Genomic DNA, 15,612 nt, shown 5'->3' with positions numbered 1-15,612 from the left:
ACCTTATTTCTTCTTCATAATAACAGGGTCCCCTAATAAGCCACTGCGTTTAATAATGACAGTAGTTTTCACATTTACTTTTGCTTTTGCGAAATCTTCTGCCCAATGGTTTTTAAGTTGTTTCCATTTTTTAGGATCATTTGTATGAATCATATCTCCGAAACCAAAGACATCACTTTTATAGTTTTGAGCTGATTTAATGCTATGCTCAATCTGTTGTTTGACTACTTTAGCAGCTTGTTTTTCAATCTTCATTAGATCTTCAACACTTTCAATATTTACCGAACAACCAGTTTCATCAAGTAATGTAAGCAGAGTATTATCAATTTGAATAATTGGGATATTCCCCTTAACCTTTACATTCGTTTTTATTTTTTGAGCATGTAGACGAAGTGAACTATATTTATTATTTCCACAAGGCACTGCAAAATTAGTTTGTTTTATTTTATCCAATACCATTAAGATGCCTCTAACATCGCGTCCGGAGATCCAACCAACTAGTTTACTATCTCGAAATAAAGCTAAGTCATCAATTTTAGTTTGAGCTGGCTCCATCGTTTGTAAATTAGTTAATGTATTTTTTTCCTTATTCCCATTAACAATTTCAACTCCACTAATCGCAATCTCTTTCCCAGAATAGGTAAGATCTTCTCCTAATTCAAATACATTAGGATTTACACTTTCTCCTAATGAAAAATTAACATTCTGTAATTTTGAAACCATTTCTGCTGAAGAAACTTTATTTATAGGTGTCATCGTATTTAATATTTGTTCAGCCGTTGAATTTTTAGCTACAAGAACAGACATAAAAGCAGAGACCCTTGGTTCTCGAATAATAGCGTCCACTATTTCTTCTATACCGTGCTTTGCTGCGTTCTCCCCTATTACCGTTAGGCCAACATGCGTAAAATCTTTGTTCTTCGTAATTTTTTTTCCTGCTTCTCGAATTGCTTCTGATAGTGTTTTCCCTTTACTTGTATAAAGAATCACCGGTGAAGAATTGCCACCACCATTTTGTCCGGTAGCTAATTCAGTTGGATTAATAACTTGTAATGTAACCTTAAAATTAGAATCGTCAGTCCAATCGACACCTAATCCTGTAATAAATGAAATTTTATTTAACTCCATATAATTACTACATCCTGTTAGTAACAATACAAATGACATTAACAACTTTATTTTAAGATTTCGTTTCATTATCTTCACCGTTTTTAGTTTTTTGTTGTTTTTTTGACCGAGTTGAATCTGGAACAAAATCTTTACTTGAAGTCTTCAAATTTTTCCAAGGTAAACGGATAAAATTATCTTCATTATCTCTAATTGATAATGGAGATATTGGCATTAAGTATGGCACTCCAAATGAATCGATTGTATTTAAATGAACTAGCCAAAATAAAAACATTAATGCAATTCCATACAATCCAGCAACTCCTGCACTTAAAATAAATAAATATCTGAGTAATCGTGCAGATGCAGCAACACTGTAATAAGGAAGAGTAAAACTTGAGATACCAGTTATCGAGACAAAGATAATCATTGCAGTAGATATAATTCCCGCTTGTACAACAGCTTGACCTATTACTAGTGCGCCAACAATTGCTACGGTTGATGCAAGTACTCTTGGGCTACGAATACTAGCTTCCCTAATAATTTCAAAAGCGAATTCCATTAGTAATAACTCAACGATCGCAGGAAATGGTACACTTTCTCTTTGCGCTGCAAGACTAACTAATAATGGTGTTGGGATCATCGAACGATGGTGTGTAATTAGCGCAAGATACAATGCCGAAACTAATAATGATGTAAAAAAAGCTGTAAATCTTAAAAATCGTAGAAAGGTTCCAACTATATATCGTTGATTATAATCATCAGGAGATTGGAAGAACATTGGTAAAGTAGCTGGAAGTACTAACCCCATTGGACTACCATCTACAATAATTCCAATTTTTCCTTCTAATAAATTTGCAGCAACTACATCAGGTCTTTCACTGTCCAAGACAGTTGGAAATGGACTAAAGGGTTTTGATTCAATTAAATATTCAATATTTATTGATTCTAAAACTCCATTAACTTTGGAGTTTTTTAATCTTTCTTTTAAAGTATGCAAAATATCTTGATCAACCTTGTCATCAATATAAGAAATGACTACACTCGTATTCGTAACATCACCAACTTTAATCATTTCCATTTTAAATTGAGCACTTCGAAGTCGATAACGAAGTAGCGACATATTCGTTGCGATTGATTCAGTAAAACTATCTTTTGGACCACGAATAATTGTTTGCGCAGTCGATTCTGAGACTGAACGGAATTGCCCACTTTTTGTATCAATTAGCAATACTTTAAGCTGATTATCAATAAAAATCGCTGTGTCACCATTTAACACCGCCACCATTATGTTATTCCATTCATTTTCAATTTTAACTTGTGGAACATCAAACGTATTTTCTTTCATTTCATTGAAAAAATTAAGATCACTTAAACAGTCTAAATTCGTGTTTTTACATCTATTAAGAATTGGTTCAACGATAAATTGACTAATCGTGTCACCATTAGAAATACCTTGCAAATGAATTAAAGCCATTTTTCTTTTTTTGGTTTCTCCAACCTCAAACTCTCTAACGATTAAATCAGCACAATATTGCAATTCACTATTTATATTTTTTAAATTTTTTTGTAACTCGGATGATAAAACAACTGGAGCTTTAACTTCCTTTGATTGTTTACTTCTCTTTGGATATCCCAATCGCATATCAATCACCTAATTAATTTATTTATTATTATTTAAAATTTGTTAAATGTAGAAAAATTATGCTATTTATTACCAATTTTTTAAACAAGCGTATAATATAGTGAAAAATAACCTTATTTATTTAAAATTTAGTAAACGTTTCAAATCAACAAAGTTCATTTTTTATTATGCTTTCTAATTTTCTTGTACAAATTTCTTAGGGGGTATTCTATTAGTCGTTCTAAAAGCTAAAAAGAAAATCAAAGGTAAAACTTAAGATGACATTTTGAAGGATTTAGAAATTCAATAATCAACTTTATAGAATAATAGAAAACGTCGGATCAATAGAACCGACGTTTTTCTTCCTATATACGTCTTATTGCTCAACTAATTTATCAATTCGCTTATTCGATGACATACTATTTCTTGTAATAAGACTAACAGTAACCATTACTAGCGCATTAATAATTAGTGCAATAATCCCTACATTTAAGTCTTTCACTACTTGTGGAAGGTGTGGAAAAGCTTGAGCAAAAGTCTTTTCACCTAAATCAAAAATTGAAACAATAACACCACCAAATATAATTCCAGTTATAGCGCCCTGCTTTGTTACAAAGTTCTTATTCATTAAACTTAAGAAAAATGGCGGAGCAAGCTGCGTTATAAAATTATACGCCACAATTGCAATACTAAATAAAGAACTACCACCTTTAAAAGTAAAATATAATCCAATTAAAGTAATAAAAGGAACAATTAATTTTATTAGTTTTGTAATATGTACTACTGATTTAGTAGGGACAATTACTTGGTATATATTTTTAACAAATAATGTGGATATTACCATTAGAATCAAAGAAGCAGGTACTAATGCAGCTAATACCCCTGTTCCACCTATTAAACCGACGAACCATGGATCAAAAGTCTTTTTCGAAAGAAGTAATAATATTTTGTCACTATCACTTCCTTGCAACCCTTTAATTTGTAAGATTGCTGCAAATCCCACGAAAAAAGCAAATAATAAAATTAACTGATACAAAGGCATTATGATTGCGTTTTTTCTTAAAACCTTTGCATTTTTTGCTGCAAAAATAGGTGGAAATGAATGAGGCCACATATACATCCCAATCCCACTTAATATAATAGTAGAAATATACCAAGTTAAATTCATCCCATGTTCTGGTAGGATTGTAAAGTTTGGCTTTGCTTGTTCAATAGCCTGATACATCGGCTTAATACCGCCATAAAAATGAACTGGAAAATAAATACCTAAAAATAAAATGATAGTAAGAATTAAAATATCCTTTAAAACAGAAGTCCATGCTGAACCATGAATTCCTGATAGCATGACGAATATAGTAACCCCGAGTGCGCCAAATAAAATAGCCATTTTTGAAGAAATAACTCCATAAGATGTAATCTCAACGATATAGCCTAGGCCTTTAAGTTGTAATACTAAGTAGCAAAATAAAGCCACGATTCCAACTATAGCAACAAGTACTCCAAGAATCGGACTACCGTATTTCTTCGCCATAAAATCTGACTGAGAAATTAGTTTATGTTTTTTAGAGTATTTCCAAATCTCAGGAAAAGCCCAATAAGATATAATTGATGCAATACACCCGTAAGATACGATACTAAATATGGAACCACCTTCACCGTATGCTGAGCCACTTGCACCTAAAAAGGTAAAGGTTGTATACATTTCGCCAGCTGATAATAAAAAGATGAAAAGCGTTCCCATTCCCCGGCCACCAACAGACCATTGTTCTAAGTTCATTTCTTTACCTTTTTTTGACCATATACCAATCACAATCGAAACAACGAAAAATAAGAAAATAAATAGTGTTCCAATATTCATTATATTTCCTCCTCTTTATTAGCAGGGTCAAATAAATAGATTAAACCTAAAAATGCAGTAGTAAGAAAAGACCACAGTACAATAGAGAAGTGAAAAAAAGGCATTCCAAGTACATAAGGTGTAACTTTATTCGAAAACAACGCACCTATTACAAAACCAATAATCGGAATAAAACCAAGTAAATAGATTTTCTTCATATTCTACTCTCCTTAATTTTTTAATTATTTAATATGTTAAATGCTCCTTGAACAAAAATCTTTACTCCATCCTTTAAAGCTCTCTCATCAATATTAAATTTTGGATGATGATGCGGATACACTATTCCCTCTGCCTCATTTCTTGCACCTACAAAAAAATAAGTCCCAGGAACTTCATGAAGGAATGCTGAAAAATCTTCACTTCCCATTATTGGTTTAATTAATTCACGATTTTCTTCTCCAACGATTTCACAAACAGTTTTGTCTATTAAACTAGTTACTTCATTATCATTAATGACCGGTGAGTATCCTAGATGGTATTCAATCTCATACTTTGCACCATGAGCATCAGTAATACCTTTTACTATTTGCTCGATTAACACTGGTATCTGATTGCGAACTTCAGGTTTAAAGCTCCGAACTGATCCACCAATTTTAACACTGTTAGGGATAACATTTATTGCTGTCCCGCCATTAAATTGTGTTACTGAGATGACAGCTGTATCGATTGGATCGAGTTTTCTTGACACAATATGCTGTATATTTGTGACAACTTGGGTTCCAATCAGAATTGGATCAATTACTTGATTCGGCTGTGAAGCGTGTCCACCTTCACCGATTATTGTAATTTTAAATTGATCTGCACCTGCCATAATGGGCCCATAATTTAATCCAATTTTTCCAGTTTCCAAATTACTCATTAAATGTGCCCCAATAATTAGATCAACTCCATCAAGTACACCCGCATTTACCATTTCTATTGCACCACCAGGTGGTAATTCTTCAGCATGTTGGAAAATAAAACGGACCTCACCTTTTATTTTATTTTTAAAGCTACAAAGTAGTTTCGCAGCTCCTAAAAGCATTGCAGTGTGTCCATCATGACCACATGCATGCATTATGCCATCCTTTTTAGAACTAAATTCAATTTTAGTTTCTTCTTGTATTGGGAGTGCATCCATATCTGCTCGAATTGCAAGTACTTTTCCTGGATGAATCCCTATTAATCTAGCAACAACACTAGTCTTTGTTGGTCTAGAGATTTCTAAGCCTCCAAATGAATTTAGTTGATCGTACACAAATTGAGCAGTATTTTCTTCTTGAAATGATAACTCTGGATTTTCATGTAAATATCTTCTCCACCCAATCACTTCATCATTAATCGAACTAACTACATCATCTAATTTTAATTCAGAAAAAACATAATACATCATCACTACACCTCCGAGATTAATTCAAATTTATTTAAGGAATATTTTCGGTCTTTTTCCTTATATATCGATTTTATTACCTGAAAACGGTTTCTTCAATAACTTTTTGTTAAAAATTCAAAATATTAATAATATTTAACGCTCACAAAAAAAATAAACACTCCAAATTTGGAATGCTTATTTAAAACGATATATTTTACTGGGTCTCCCACGGTAAGATAAAGATTCCTCACCTATACATTCTAATAATTCGACTTCACATAAATCTGCTACAATACGTCTAGCATTCCGTTCTGTCATTTTAAGCTGTTCAGCTAGATTTTTTGTCGTAAAATCCTTCCATGCCATTCTTTTAATTAAGTTCTCGATTTTATGATATGTCTTTACACTAATATTTCCTAATTTAAGCTTTTGCAATAGCTCTTGGTCGTTTGTACGGTATGCATAAGTCATCTCTTCTTCACGACCAAGTGACTCAATAATTTCGCCATTCTCTTGTACAATTATTATTTTTCGTTCATGCATCTCTTTTGACTGCTGAATTGATTCAATTGCATTTTTCTCTGCAGAATAAACAGTCTCACCAAAACCAATACCTACAGAAATTTTAGCATCCGATTCTAACGATAACTGCTCGAGCGTATTTTCTAGCAGATGAATCTCTCGTTCAATTGCACCTCTAGAACTATAAATCAAATATTTACCATATCCCTTTTCAATCAGTGAGCCATTTAATTGTTCGCAAAGTGTTAAAAGTACATCTTTCATTCGAAGTTCGATATGCTGTAAATGATAAGGTGATTTTGATTTCTGTATAATGCTCTCAAAATTTTCAATTTCAATTAACTCTACTCCAATTTGAGAGTCTTTAAAATAAAGAGCTTTCACTTTCTCTGTTAGGAGTCTTAATGTATGCTTAATATCAACACTACTAGTAGAGATCCATTCGACTGGAATATCGCGCTTTTTTAATTCCTGATAAATGAATGGAAAATTAGTCAATGCACCTTCTGTTTTATCGGAATCCCATAACTCAATATGAAATTGTAATAATTCCTCTAAATCAATCTGTTCTTCTTCAAACTGTTTGATATAAAACTGATCAAATGACTCATTTAATTGCTCTAAAGCATCTTCTAACAAATTAGAATACGTTGGCATATCGATGCTTAATTGATTAATTAACCCACCAGTACTATACATGATATTTAACAAACTTTTATAAGCCGAAGATTCTGTATGAGGAATATATAATAATTTTTCTTTTGAATGTAGGATTTTTTTTGCAATATTGTATGGCAATTGCCCCGAAAAAAGCCAGACATCTACATCTCGGTCATGTTTTTTTACAATTTCTTTTGTTTCAACAGGTTCATCATATGAAAATGGAAAAAATTCCAATTCATGTTCATATTCTTTAGTAAAACTTAATATTCGCTCCAAAGACCACTCTGGGCCAACAAGACCAATACGATACATTATTACACCTACCAATTACTCTAATTTTATAGGGGATTAAGTTTTCATATAGCTAATTTATATATAATTAATCTTAACAGTATCTCACTATAAATTACCATGATATTTAGAAATTGCTTGTGCAAAAAAAAAAAAGATCTTTTGACTAAGATCTTTTTCATTTCCTTTTAAAAAGGTTTCTTTTAGAAGGTCTTTTTAATCATTTTTCTTTTACTTTAATTTTTCCGTACTTAAAACGAACTTAAAAAATCCTTCATTTCATTAACTAATTCTTCAGGTGACTCATACATGCTCATATGTCCTGCACTGTTTAAAGTAGCAGTTTTAATATTATCTTTTTTTACCGAAAAAGTCTTTTCAGTTGGTATAATCTGATCGTCTTTACCTGCAAGTAAAAGTACAGGTAAACTTGTATCGTTAAGGACATAATTTCGGTCTGGTCTATTTTTCATGCTTATTAAGGCATTAACCGTGCCATCTACTGAAGTTTTATACCCAATTTGCTTTACCAAATCTATTTCTGCACTATTGATTTGAATATTTTTTGGAGAGAAAAGTTTAGGAATTAATCCGTCCACTACGTTTTTCACTCCTTCATTTTTTACTTTTTCACTAGTTGCTACTCTACCTTTTTTTGCTTCTTCACTATCCGGATAAGCAGTAGAGTGGATTAATGAAAATCCATTTAAGTAATTTGAATATCTTTGAGCAAATGCAAGTGTAATATAGCCTCCTAATGAGTGGCCAAACAACGTTATTTGCTTAATGTTTAGTTGATCAAGTAAATCTTTCAACACATCTGCATAATCTTCTATTGAATGCTCTTCTTTTATAGCTGTAGAGTCTCCATGTCCTGGTAAATCAATTGCGATCACGCGATAGTTTTCAGATAGCTTTGGAACTACTTTTTCCCAATATTCATGACTTCCCATAAAACCATGAATTAAAACGATTGGCTTCCCTTTGCCTTGTTCCTTATAAGAAATTGATAAATTTTCAAGTTCAACTTTACTATTAATGATCATTCAACTCCATTCGAGAATTTTAAAAGAATCTTATGAACAAAATTCTGCACTTAATTATTTTCTCCTCTCTTTTCTCTAAATAATCTTTAAATAGAAAAGGAGAGTCTCAAAAATGAGAGACACCCCTATTTATTAGATGGACATTAAAATTTATCTACTTTCTGATTATGAACTGCATCGTTACGTTGAATTTTCTGACCTTTATTTTTATTTATAAATAAGTAAGCCACAGATAATACAATTAACCAAGGTATACCGAATTGAAGCATAATTTTAAAGCCAGTAAACCAAGAAGTAATTGTTAGTCCCAACAATAATATTGCACCTAAAATTGTGAAGTAAGGGAATCCAATCATTTTCACTGGTAATTTTCGACCACCTGATTGTTCCCATTTCTTTCTAAAAAATAAATGTGAAATAAAGATGGTCATCCATGTAAACATCGCACCAAACATTGAGATTCCCATCATAAATGCATAAGAGGAATCTGGTAGTATTGCATTTACGATTCCGGCAACTACAATACCAATAGTTGAAACTGCAAGAGCATTTGCTGGAACACCTTTTTTACTTACTTTTCCTAAAATATTTGGCGCATGATTAGTTTTTGAAAGTGAATAAACCATACGAGTTGAAGCATATAATTGGCTATTCATCGCTGACAAAGCTGCTGTTAATATAATAAAGTTCATAAGTCCTGATGCAAAAGGTATATTTAATATTTCCATCACCTTTACGAATGGACTCTCATCAACCCCTGCCGATTTCCACGGAACGATGATCAGCATGATTGCAATCGTTAATACATAAAAAATTGATAAACGAAAAACGGTTGCTTTAAGGGCTTTTGGAACAGCAATATCAGGCTCTTTTGCTTCACCCGCTGTAACCGCTATCATTTCAGTTCCTAGAAAACTAAATAATGATATAAAGACGGCTACCCACATGCCCCACCAGCCAAATGGCATAAATCCTCCATCATTTGTTAAGTTCTCTACACCGATATTTGAATGGTGAGATGAACCAAACAAAACATACGATCCAAGTAGGATAAACCCAACAATTGCACTTACTTTAATCATTGAAAACCAATACTCAAATGTTGCAAATGTATTAACACTAGTAGCATTTATATAGATTAATACTGTTGCAAAAAAGGCGATCCAAACGATTCCTGGTACAGTTGGAAACCAATATTTCATATAGACTGCAATTGCACTTACCTCTACTCCAACAGCAAGGACTTGTGCCACCCAATATGAGTAACGAACAAGATATCCTGCCATAGGATGAATATATTTTTCGGCAATTGTTCCAAACGAACCACTAGTAGGATGTGCAACGGTCATCTCTGCTAAACAACCCATGAGCAGTAAAACGATAAATGCACCAACTGCATAACTGAGTAAGACGCTTGGACCAGCAGTTTTTATTGCAAGTCCGCTACCAAGGAACAACCCCGTCCCAATCGCACACCCCATTGCAATCATCGTTAGTTGACTAGTTTTCAACTCCCTTTTCAAGCCCTTTTCTTGCTCGTTTTCAATTTTATAATTAGTGGTGGATTCCTTCATGATCTCATCCCCTTGTCCCCTTAGATAGCCAACTAAACTTATGCCACAACTTCACGTTCATTTTTAAATTTTTCATATTGCTTTTCGGTCATGATTTTCTTAAGTTTTTGTACAACTTCCCAAACTTCCACGTAAGAAGTGTAAAGTGCAACTGGTGCAAGTCGAATAATATTTGGTGCTCTAAAGTCAGGAATAATACCATTTTCTTTCAGAGACTTACAAATACGTGCTGCTTCTTCATGTTCTAGACTTACATGTCCTCCTCGTCGTGCATCCTCTCTAGGAGATCCAATGAAAAATCCCATGTTTGGCAATTCTTGTTCAATACAATCCATTAAATATTGATTTATTCGAAGTGATTTTTCTCGAATCGTATCAATTCCAGCTTCTGTAAAAATCTCTAAAGATCCTATTAATGGTGCACAGCTTAATACATGTGGAGTACCGATTTGATAAGCTCCAGCAGTTTCAGCAGGAGTTAGAGTGTGCTCCATATCAAATTGCTTATCTTTTCTTGAACTAAACCAGCCTGCAAGTCCTGGCATTGCACCAAAATGTTTACGATTAACAAATAATCCACCTACACCACCTGGTCCACCATTTAAGTGTTTATAATTACACCAATAGGCAAAATCAACATCCCACTCACTAAACGAATGAGGAATTGATCCAACAGAATGACATCCATCAAAACCAATTAAAATTCCTCGTTTATGAGCCTCTTCAGTTAAGCGCTTCATATCTAAAATTTGACCGCTACGGTATAAAACTGTCGGTAAAATAATCAAAGCGATTTCTTCTGTCATTGCATTAATAATATCGTCCTCTTCTAAATAGCGTCCATCTTTACTTTTTACGCATATTAGGTCTTGATCAGGATCTAATCCATGAATACGAAGTTGACTTTGAAGAGCATAAATATCTGATGGAAATGTAAGCTCATCAGCTAATATCTTTTTTCTACTACCATTTGGTTGAAAAAAAGTACCAACTAACTGATGCAAATTAACGGTCGTGGAACCGGTTACAATTACTTCCTCAGAAGAAGCACCTACTAATGGAGCTAATTTTTCTCCTAGTTTTTCAGCCATGAAAAACCATGGGTGATTTCCATTTGTCCAACCATCTATTCCAAAATTCTTCCAATCTTCCAATGATTCTAGTAATGTACGTTCAGCTCTTTTAGAAAGTAGTCCTAAGGAATTACCATCCATATAGATTGATCCAGGGTTTAAGTAAAACTCATCTCTAAACTTTCTAAGTGAATCGAGACTGTCCATTTTTACTGCGTATTCTAATGTTGCTTCTGTAACTTTCGTATTCATAATATTCCTCCTCTATCAATCTACTATTTAAATCTATTTGTGAAAAAATCATATCAAAATAACTGACATAATGTCAATGACATCATGTCATATTTTCTGATAATAACAAAAGTTTAGATATAAAGAGATTATTTTATGTTAAACATACATAGTTTTCTGTGATTTCTTCCATTTTTATGAATTTACCTATATGCTAGAAGTAACATATGTTGGAGGATCGTAGTATGAGTAATGACAAAGTAGAATCTAAGCGTCAATTACGTTCATTAATGACAAGACAAAAACTATTAGAAGCTGCTAAAGAAGTATTTCTTGAAGAAGGATTTCAAAAAGCAACGATAACACAAATGATAAAAAAAGCTGATATTGGTTATGGAACAGCTTATGTACACTTCAAAGGTAAAGAAGAGCTTTTAATTGTATTAATGGAAAATGTAATGGAAAGGTTTTATGAAATTGCCGAAACTTCCTTTTTTCCAGAAACGAAAGAATCCGCTGAATCGATTATTTATAAACAAGCTACTTCTTTTCTAAAAATGGCAGAAGATGAGCGTAATATGATGCAAATTTTTGAACAGGCTATTGGAGTATCTGACGTCATCTCAGACAAATGGAAAACAATTCGTGAAAAGTTTATTGATCGCATATCACTCGATGTTTCTTATGCACAAGAAACAGGATTAGCAAGAAAAGAGCTAAATCATGAACTAGTCGCGCGTGCTTGGTTTTTTACAAATGAGATGTACTTATGGGAAATCGTTCGAAATGAACAGCATTATACGATTGAAGAAATTGCCAAAACAATCACATCACTTTATACAACTGGTCTTTATTAAGAATCAAATTTAAAAGCTCAAACTTTCACTACTTAAGTTTGAGCTCTTTTTGGTTTCTATTTTGAATTAGTGCTACAATAAATTTCTCGTAATATAAACTTCTGAACCTTACCAGATGCGTTTCGAGGAAGCTGGTCAATAAATTCAACAATTCTAGGAATCTTATACCCTGCCATTCTTTCACGACAAAAAGATCCAATCTCCTCAAAAGATAGACGATGCCCTGGTTTTAATACGACAATTGCGGTTACGACCTCTCCCCATTTAGCATCAGGCGTACCGATCACTGCCGCTTCCAAAATTGAATGATGCTCATACAAAACATTTTCAATTTCTACTGAATAAATATTTTCTCCACCAGAAATTAACATATCCTTACTACGATCAACTAACGTGATATATCCTTCCTCATCTACTACAGCTAAATCTCCCGTATATAACCAACCATCTTTAATCGTAACTGCTGTCTCTTTCGGCTTTTTATAATATTCCTTCATAATTGTTTCACCTTTTAAGATCAATTCACCAACTTCACCAGGTAAAACTTCTTCATCTTGCTGATTAACTATTTTAATAATTGTATAGAGTAAAGGTGTTTTTCCTGTTTTTCCAAAATGGAGCTCATGATCTTCTGGTGAAAGATAAAACCCTGTAGGTCCCCCTTCTGTTAATCCACATAAGCTGAAAAATTGATTTGTATTAAATAATTTCATACTTTTCATTAAGATTTCAGGAGGCATTGGAGCTGCACCGTATGCACATCTTTTTATTGAAGAAAGATCATATTGGTCAGCATTTGGAACTTGCTGTAAATAGTTATACATTGTAGGAACACCAAAAAATAAAGTAATTTTATATTTTTCTATATCCTTTAACACATTTAACGGGTTAAAATCTCGATGAATAACATTTGTCATACCTAAATATAAACCCGGTAATAGAAAGATGACGAGCTGAGCACAATGGAATAATGGAGCAACATGTAAAAGCCGATCCTGACAGCTTTGTCCCATTACCGCACTCAATCCATTTATGAGCTTTTCAATTCGTTTATAGTCGAAAAGCGCACCTTTTGGTTGTCCAGTAGTACCTGAAGTATATAGTAAATGAAAATCATCGTCTCCTGAAATCTCTACTTGGGGATCTTCTTCAATTGATGACAACACATCAAAGAAGCTTAAACTATTCGGCGAAGAAGCTAGAGGAGCAGTAATGATATTTCTTACTTTCGATGAGGATTTTGAAGCATCTAAAACGACCTTTTCTAGTTCTGAATCACAAATAACAAGTACACTATCCGACTGCTCTAAAATATATTCAACTTCTCGAGAAACAAGACGGAAGTTGATTGGAACGACAACAGCTCCTACTTTTACAGCAGCACAATAACCAATCACAAATAAGTCAGAGTTTGCCATCATAAGAGCTAATTTCTCACCTTTTTTTATACCTAATTTCTGTAATCCCCATGCAAAACGATTAACCACTTTATTGAATTCCATATATGTGTATGTACGGTCTTGATAGACTAATGCTAATTTATCTGGGTGCCTTTTTGCGTTTAGCGATAATACATTTCCAAAACTCATTTGCTTACCCCCGTATTAAATAATTTAGATTTAATCAACTGACCTAATAATTCCTTTTTCAATGAATTGATTAATTGTTTGATCATCGTATCCTAAATTTAATAAAACCTCTTTTGTATTCGTCCCGGGTTTTACTCCAACATGTTGATAAGTAGGTTTAAACACTGAAGATTTAAAAGGTGAAGCAATTTGTAATTGATTGGTACCGTCATTTCTTTGGACGTTTACTAAAAGCCCCCTTTCTTTTACTTGCGGATGCTCACATGCTTCTTCAAAAGTTAACACTGGCTCAACACATGCATCAAATTTACTAAAAATTTCTTTAAACTCATTAAACGTTTTCTTACTAAATGCACGTTTTATTTCATTTTTAAATAAATCCACCTCATTTTTATCCTCACTAAAAGAATAAGGAAGAAATGGCATAATTTCTAATGCCTCACATAATTGTTTTCGAAATGAAGGTTCAAGACTGCCGATTGAAAAGAATCGACCATCTGATGTTTCGTAATAGTCATAAAACACGCCTCCATTTAAAAGATGTTCCTCAGGTTTTGGATTAATTTTTTGAGTTAACCAACCAGAACCCATTAAAGATTGCAACGTAAAAGTACAATCTGTCATGCTAATATCAACCCACTGTCCTTCACCAGTTTGCTCGCGATGAATTACAGCCGATAAAATGCCAATAATTGCGTGTAATGATCCACCAACTTGGTCTGCAACTTGAATTCCCATCGGAACTGGACGTTCATTCTTTCTTGTTGAATAACTCAAAACACCAGTTAATGAAAGATAATTGTTATCATGCCCTGCTCGATTTCGATACGGACCTGATTGCCCATATCCAGTAATTGAACAGTAAATTAGTTTCGGATTTATTTTCTTTAATTGCTCATAACTTAAGCCAAGCTTTTCCAACACTCCTGGTCGAAATTGCTCAATGAGAATATCGTACTCCTTTACTAGCTTATAGATAATTTCAGTACCTTCGTCGCTTTTTAAATCAAGGATAATAGATTTTTTAGAACGATTAATCGTTTGATGTGCGGCAGATTGGTCCCCATCAAATGGAGGTGAAGTTTGTAATAAGTCGGGATGAAATGGAGATTCGATTCGTAATATTTCTGCACCTAAATCCGCTAATATCATAGTTGCATAGGGACCCGGTAAAAGACGTGTAAAATCCAGAATTTTCAATTTATTCAACATATACTAAACCTACTATTCAATTTAATTTCCTCACTCCATCTCTTTAATTTGTCATTGTACATTCATTATTCTAGATTACTTGGTATCTCTCCTTTTTTTAGGTTAATAAGTTTAGCCATTTGAACTTTAATTCTACTAAAAAAGCCATTCTCTAAAGGATGGCTTTAACAATTAGATAAATATATATTTAGTGCGTTACTAAATTTCCTCCGTTTTGAACAACTACATGAACTTTAAAATCTAATGTTAAATTAGGATAGTATTTCTCTTTTACCAACCAAAGCTAACGCATTATTTGATCGAATGTCTTATTAGTCAGAAAAATAGATTCTATTTTATTTTGAATCGTCTTTAATGTTTGAGGTAAATCAACTAGACTCTTAAACCCTAACAGGACAAAAGGAGCATTAACAAAATGCTCTTTCATTATAAAAAAATCATCAACATTACCGAAATGGTTTTTAATATCCTGCAATATTGTTTCCATACATGAAAATACCTCCTACAAAAGACACATATTTATAAATTTTCCCATTTGATTTTTTTTATTCTTTTCAACCATTTTCTGTAAAAAA

General features: G+C 33.0%; 13 protein-coding genes. 1 reads left to right on the top strand and 12 read right to left on the bottom strand.

Annotated elements, in window-relative coordinates:
• Positions 1 to 3 precede the first annotated feature (3 nt).
• The 9 genes from AN960_RS17340 to kynU form a co-directional block, all read right to left on the bottom strand.
• The gene (locus AN960_RS17340; RefSeq protein WP_286131741.1) at positions 4 to 1,128 is read right to left on the bottom strand and encodes a Ger(x)C family spore germination protein; all 1,125 of its coding nucleotides are present in this window, start codon (positions 1,126 to 1,128) and stop codon (positions 4 to 6) included.
• A gap of 52 nt (positions 1,129 to 1,180) precedes the next feature.
• Positions 1,181 to 2,752, bottom strand: a complete 1,572-nt coding sequence (locus tag AN960_RS17335) for a spore germination protein (RefSeq protein ID WP_056473945.1) — start codon at positions 2,750 to 2,752, stop codon at positions 1,181 to 1,183.
• 355 nt (positions 2,753 to 3,107) lie between these two features.
• Positions 3,108 to 4,589 carry a sodium:solute symporter family protein gene (locus AN960_RS17330; protein WP_056473943.1) on the bottom strand — a complete coding sequence of 494 codons (1,482 nt, stop codon included), beginning with the start codon at positions 4,587 to 4,589 and terminating at the stop codon, positions 3,108 to 3,110.
• Entirely contained in the window at positions 4,589 to 4,786 is a 198-nt protein-coding gene (locus AN960_RS17325) for a DUF3311 domain-containing protein (RefSeq protein WP_056473942.1), read from the bottom strand. The genes AN960_RS17330 and AN960_RS17325 overlap by 1 nt, the downstream gene beginning before the upstream one ends.
• A 20-nt stretch (positions 4,787 to 4,806) precedes the next feature.
• Positions 4,807 to 6,000 (bottom strand): M20 family metallopeptidase, encoded by a 1,194-nt coding sequence (locus AN960_RS17320; RefSeq protein ID WP_286131740.1) that lies wholly within the window; start codon positions 5,998 to 6,000, stop codon positions 4,807 to 4,809.
• A gap of 174 nt (positions 6,001 to 6,174) precedes the next feature.
• The gene (locus AN960_RS17315) at positions 6,175 to 7,476 is read right to left on the bottom strand and encodes a hypothetical protein (RefSeq protein WP_056473940.1); all 1,302 of its coding nucleotides are present in this window, start codon (positions 7,474 to 7,476) and stop codon (positions 6,175 to 6,177) included.
• A gap of 230 nt (positions 7,477 to 7,706) precedes the next feature.
• Positions 7,707 to 8,501 (bottom strand): alpha/beta fold hydrolase, encoded by a 795-nt coding sequence (locus AN960_RS17310; RefSeq protein WP_172795433.1) that lies wholly within the window; start codon positions 8,499 to 8,501, stop codon positions 7,707 to 7,709.
• A gap of 143 nt (positions 8,502 to 8,644) precedes the next feature.
• Complete coding sequence (locus AN960_RS17305; protein ID WP_056473938.1) at positions 8,645 to 10,075, bottom strand: amino acid permease; 1,431 nt, start codon at positions 10,073 to 10,075, stop codon at positions 8,645 to 8,647.
• A gap of 38 nt (positions 10,076 to 10,113) precedes the next feature.
• Complete coding sequence (gene kynU, locus AN960_RS17300) at positions 10,114 to 11,400, bottom strand: kynureninase (protein WP_056473937.1); 1,287 nt, start codon at positions 11,398 to 11,400, stop codon at positions 10,114 to 10,116.
• A gap of 224 nt (positions 11,401 to 11,624) precedes the next feature.
• Here kynU and AN960_RS17295 point away from each other — a divergent pair, with 224 nt between their 5' ends.
• Positions 11,625 to 12,236, top strand: coding sequence for a TetR/AcrR family transcriptional regulator (locus AN960_RS17295; RefSeq protein WP_056473934.1), 612 nt, complete (start codon positions 11,625 to 11,627; stop codon positions 12,234 to 12,236).
• A gap of 56 nt (positions 12,237 to 12,292) precedes the next feature.
• Here AN960_RS17295 and AN960_RS17290 read toward each other — a convergent pair whose 3' ends face one another.
• The 3 genes from AN960_RS17290 to AN960_RS17280 form a co-directional block, all read right to left on the bottom strand.
• Positions 12,293 to 13,825 (bottom strand): long-chain-fatty-acid--CoA ligase, encoded by a 1,533-nt coding sequence (locus tag AN960_RS17290; protein WP_056473932.1) that lies wholly within the window; start codon positions 13,823 to 13,825, stop codon positions 12,293 to 12,295.
• Between the two features lie 30 nt (positions 13,826 to 13,855).
• Entirely contained in the window at positions 13,856 to 15,037 is a 1,182-nt protein-coding gene (locus tag AN960_RS17285; RefSeq protein ID WP_056473931.1) for a CaiB/BaiF CoA transferase family protein, read from the bottom strand.
• 283 nt (positions 15,038 to 15,320) lie between these two features.
• Positions 15,321 to 15,524 carry a hypothetical protein gene (locus AN960_RS17280; RefSeq protein ID WP_056473929.1) on the bottom strand — a complete coding sequence of 68 codons (204 nt, stop codon included), beginning with the start codon at positions 15,522 to 15,524 and terminating at the stop codon, positions 15,321 to 15,323.
• Positions 15,525 to 15,612 lie beyond the last annotated feature (88 nt).

Origin of the sequence: Bacillus sp. FJAT-25509 (assembly GCF_001420605.1) — a bacterium.
In the GTDB taxonomy this organism is placed as follows: domain Bacteria; phylum Bacillota; class Bacilli; order Bacillales; family Bacillaceae_G; genus Gottfriedia.
The sequence above is the reverse complement of the archived record's forward strand: the minus strand, read 5'-3'. Positions and strand labels throughout refer to the sequence as shown.